The organism is Streptomyces sp. UNOB3_S3, assembly GCF_020740895.1.
Classification (GTDB): Bacteria; Actinomycetota; Actinomycetes; order Streptomycetales; family Streptomycetaceae; genus Streptomyces.
The window spans coordinates 1-4,000 of the sequence record NZ_JAILXP010000507.1 but is presented as its reverse complement, the minus strand read 5'-3'; the positions used below and the strand labels follow the sequence as shown (position 1 = coordinate 4,000).

Annotated in this window: 5 protein-coding genes; 3 read left to right on the top strand and 2 right to left on the bottom strand. The window is 72.6% G+C overall.

Annotation, left to right across the window (positions count from 1 at the left end; all coding sequences use genetic code 11):
- The 3 genes from K6I33_RS32650 to K6I33_RS32640 all read left to right on the top strand — a co-directional run.
- Positions 1–314, top strand: a 314-nt coding sequence (locus K6I33_RS32650; RefSeq protein ID WP_229358240.1) for a SpoIIE family protein phosphatase, incomplete at its 5' end; no start/stop codon positions are given.
- Positions 315–399: 85 nt separating this feature from the next.
- A complete protein-coding gene (locus tag K6I33_RS32645; protein ID WP_229358238.1) occupies positions 400–1,737 on the top strand; it encodes a lipopolysaccharide assembly protein LapB in 1,338 nt (445 codons plus the stop codon).
- Positions 1,738–1,795: 58 nt separating this feature from the next.
- Positions 1,796–2,326, top strand: a complete 531-nt coding sequence (locus K6I33_RS32640; protein ID WP_229358237.1) for an NUDIX hydrolase — start codon at positions 1,796–1,798, stop codon at positions 2,324–2,326.
- A 125-nt stretch (positions 2,327–2,451) separates the two neighbouring features.
- Here the strand turns inward: K6I33_RS32640 and K6I33_RS32635 are convergent, their stop codons facing one another.
- Together K6I33_RS32635 and K6I33_RS32630 are read right to left on the bottom strand one after the other, a co-directional pair.
- On the bottom strand, positions 2,452–2,715 hold the full coding sequence (locus tag K6I33_RS32635; RefSeq protein ID WP_229358236.1) for a hypothetical protein: 264 nt from the start codon (positions 2,713–2,715) through the stop codon (positions 2,452–2,454).
- A 148-nt stretch (positions 2,716–2,863) separates the two neighbouring features.
- Positions 2,864–3,721 carry a 3-hydroxybutyryl-CoA dehydrogenase gene (locus K6I33_RS32630; protein ID WP_229358235.1) on the bottom strand — a complete coding sequence of 286 codons (858 nt, stop codon included), beginning with the start codon at positions 3,719–3,721 and terminating at the stop codon, positions 2,864–2,866.
- Positions 3,722–4,000 lie beyond the last annotated feature (279 nt).

The following is a 4,000-nucleotide window of genomic DNA, read 5'->3' as shown; positions in this document are numbered from 1 at the left end:
CGCTCGGGGTGCTCCCCCTGCCCGCCGAGCTGCCCCCGCTCCCGCTCACCCGGCTGCTCCCCGGTGACGTGCTGGTACTGCACACCGACGGCGCCGAGGACGCCCGCGACGCCTCGGGGACGTTCTTCCCGCTCGCGGGCGCCCTCGCCGAGGCCGCCCGTGGCACACCCCTCGTCCTCGCGACCCTCGTCGCCCGCGTCCAGGCCGCGCTGCTGCGCCACACCGGAGGGCCGGTCGCGGACGACTTCGCCCTCCTCGCCCTGCGGAACGAGCGTCCCGCGCGAGCTCCCCGCGCGCTCGTCGCGGGCTCCTGACGTGCGCCCACGCCCGTGGCCCGTTCACACCCCGTGCGAACGGATCTCCACTACGCTGATCCCACCGAGCGCACCGGAGGGCGGGATGGAGCCCAACACACTGCTCGACGCCATCCTCGACGAAGCGGGAATCTCCCACGCGAGCCTGGCCGCGCACATCAACGCGGCGGGCCGGGCCCGGGGGCTGGCGTTGCGTTACGAACACACCGCCGTCGCCCGCTGGCTGAAGGGCCAGCGGCCCCGGGGCCAGGTGCCGGACCTGATCTGCGAGGTCCTCGGCGAGCGGCTGCACCGCGGGCTGACCCTCGACGACATCGGCCTGGGCACCCCCGGCGCCCTCCGGGCACCCGGCACCCCGCTGTCCGGCTTCGTCGATCGCGCCACCGCCCTGTGGCGGTCCGACGAGCAGCAGCGCGAGCACGTCGTCCGGGCCCCCGCCGTCACCGGGACCCCCGCCGTCATCCCCGTCTGGGAGTGGGAGAACCCGCCGGAGGACGCCGATGTCTCCCGGCGCGGGCTGACCCGGGTCTCGATGGCCGACATCGAGATGCTCCGCGCGGCCCGGGCCCACTACGAGCAGATGTACCGCAAGGCGGGCGGCGTGGCGACCCGTGCCCGGGTCGTCGGCTTCCTCAACGCCGAGGCCGCCCCGCTGCTGCGCGGCGGCTACTCCGACGCGATGGGCCGTCAGCTGCACCGGGCCACCGGGGGGCTGGTGGCCGTCGCCGGGATCTGCGCCTACGACTCCGACGCCCACGGCCTGGCCCAGCGCTACTTCCACCAGGCCCTCCGGCTCGCCAAGGCCAGCAACGACCGCGGCCTGGGCGCCTATGTGATCGCCCTCCTCGTCAACCAGTCGCTCTTCATGGGGGAGTACCGGCAGGCGGTCGCCTTCGCCGAGTCCGCGGTGCGGGCCGCCGGCCGGGACCTCACCCCGGCGCTCGCCGCCGATCTCTACGCGATGCAGGCCAAGGCCTACGCCCGGCTCGGCGACGGCCAGGGGGCGCTGGGCTGCATCCGGCGCGCCGAGGCGGCCGCCGAGCGCATCCACCGGGGGCTGGAGCCGGCCGAGACCGGCTATGTCCAGCCCGGACTGGTGAACGTACAGGTGGCGGAGGCCCTGCTGAGCCTCGGCGACCTCGGGCCCGCCCGTGAGCACGCGGACCGGGCCGTCGACACCCCCGCCCACGACCGGGGCCGTGTCCACCGGCTCGCCATGCTCACGCACATCGAGCTGCGTCAGGGAGACGCGGACAAGGCGGTGGCCACCGCGCGGGAGATGACCGAGCAGGCGAGAGGCATGGAATCGCAGCGCTTACGGGACCGGCTCCGTGCGGTGCGCGAGCACCTGATCGAAAGTGGGTGCGCGGCCACGGCCGAGGCCGCCGAGATGATCGACGGGGCGCTGCGCGTGCCGTTGTGAGAGAGGTCGCCAGGACGGCGCCCGGGAGGTGGCCACCTCGGCGGAAGGTGGCAGAACGTTGCGTTGGAAGAATCTCAGGGAGCTGACCGTCTACGAGAACCGCTGGTTCCAGGTCAATCTCGCGGACGTCGAACTCCCCGACGGACGTCATCTCGACCATTTCCTCATCCGGTTGCGGCCCGTCGCCGTGGCCACCGTGGTCAACGCGGCCAATGAGGTCCTGCTGCTGTGGCGGCACCGTTTCATCACCGACAACTGGGGCTGGGAGCTGGCGGCCGGGGTCGTCGAGGACGGCGAGGACATCGCCGTCGCCGCGGCCCGGGAGATGGAGGAGGAGACCGGCTGGCGGCCGGGCCCGCTCAGGCACCTGATGTCCGTCGAGCCGTCCAACGGGCTCACCGACGCCCGGCACCACATCTACTGGGCGGACGAGGCCGAGTACATCGGCGACCCCGAGGACGGCTTCGAGTCGGACCGCCGTGAGTGGGTGCCGCTCAAGCTGGTGCCGGACCTGATCGCGCGCGGGGAGGTACCGGCCGCCAACATGGCCGCCGCGCTGCTTTTGCTGCACCACGTGCGGCTCGGCTGAGTGGCTTTCCCGCGCCCCGTAAGGGGCGCGGGGCTGTTCTCGATATGCGGCTCCGCCGCGTGAGCGCGACCAGCCCAGGACGGCCCGCGGTCGCCACACCGCGGTTCCGCCCCGGCGCTGGCGCGTCACCGCCCGGCCAGGGCCTGCCACACTGCCAGAGCCAGCGCAGCGACCCCCGTGAGGGCGGCGAGCGAGGGCAGCGGCCACCGGCCGTGCTCCAGGGCCCGTACCCGTTCGGCGACTTCGGTGAGGTCTCGTTCCGCCTGCTCGCTCCGCTGGCAGAGCAGGGCGAGCCGGCCGTCGATGCGGACGACGCCGACGTCGAGGCTGCGGCGGAGCTCCGCGAGCTCCGCCGGAGTGGTGGCGGTGCGCTCGGGATGGATGGTCACGGTCCGTACCCCTTTTCGAGAAGACGCTGTCGGTGCGACGATCCGAGTCAATCGCGCGGACAGGCGGGGCGGGAGCGTGTGCGGAGGGTGTTCGCGGGTCACCGGCGCACACCCCGTGTGAAGGCGGGGCGGGCGCCGGTGGTCACGGTCAGTAGGTGTAGAAGCCGGAGCCCGTCTTGCGGCCCAGGCGGCCCGCGTCGACCATCCGCTGGAGCAGCGGGGGAGCGGCGTACAGGGGCTCCTTGTACTCCGCGTACATGCTGTCGGCGACGGAGGCGACGGTGTCCAGGCCGATGAGGTCGGAGAGCCTGAGGGGGCCCATGGGGTGGGCGCAGCCCAGCTCCATGCCGTTGTCGATGTCCTCGCGGCTGGCCATGCCGGACTCGAACATCCGGATGGCGGAGAGCAGATACGGGATGAGGAGGGCGTTGACCACGAAGCCGGAGCGGTCCTGGGCGCGGATGGCGTGCTTGCCGAGCACCTTGCCGACCAGGGCCTCGGCGCGCCGGATGGTGTCGTCGCTCGTGGTGAGCGCCGGGATCAGCTCGACGAGCTTCTGCACCGGGGCCGGGTTGAAGAAGTGGATGCCGATGACCCGGTCGGGGCGGGAGGTGGCGACGGCCAGCTTCACCAGCGGGATGGAGGAGGTGTTGGAGGCCAGGATGGCGTCCGGGCGGGTCACCACCTGGTCGAGGACCTGGAAGATCTCGGTCTTGACCTGCTCCTTCTCCACCACGGCCTCGATCACCAGATCGCGGTCGGCGAATTCGCCGAGGTCGGTGGTGAAGCTCAGCCGGCCCAGGGTGGCGTCGCGCTCCGCCTCGGTGATCTTGCCGCGTTCGGCGGCCTTGCGGAGGGAGTTGGTCAGCCGGGTGCGGCCCAGTTCCAGGGCCTCGCCGGTGGTCTCCGCGACCTTGACGTCCAGGCCGGCCCTGGCGCACACCTCCGCGATGCCCGCGCCCATCTGGCCGCAGCCCACCACTCCGACGCGTTCGATGTCGGTCACCACATCGTGCCTTTCGCTGATCTTCGGTCGACCGGCGGAGGGCCGAAGGTCATCCGGCTGCCGCCCTGGGAAAAGACGTTACTCCGCGCGGGGCGGTGGCGAGGGGGCCGGGGCGGGCATGCTCTGCGTGAAGGGTGTGACTCACGCGACAGCACCGGAAGAAGGAGCATCCGCATATGGGGCGTTTGACGCGAAGAGGGTTCACCGTGACCGCCGCGAGCACCATGGCGGCGCTGCTGACCACGACGGGTGAGGCGGGAGCGGCGGACGGTGCGGTGG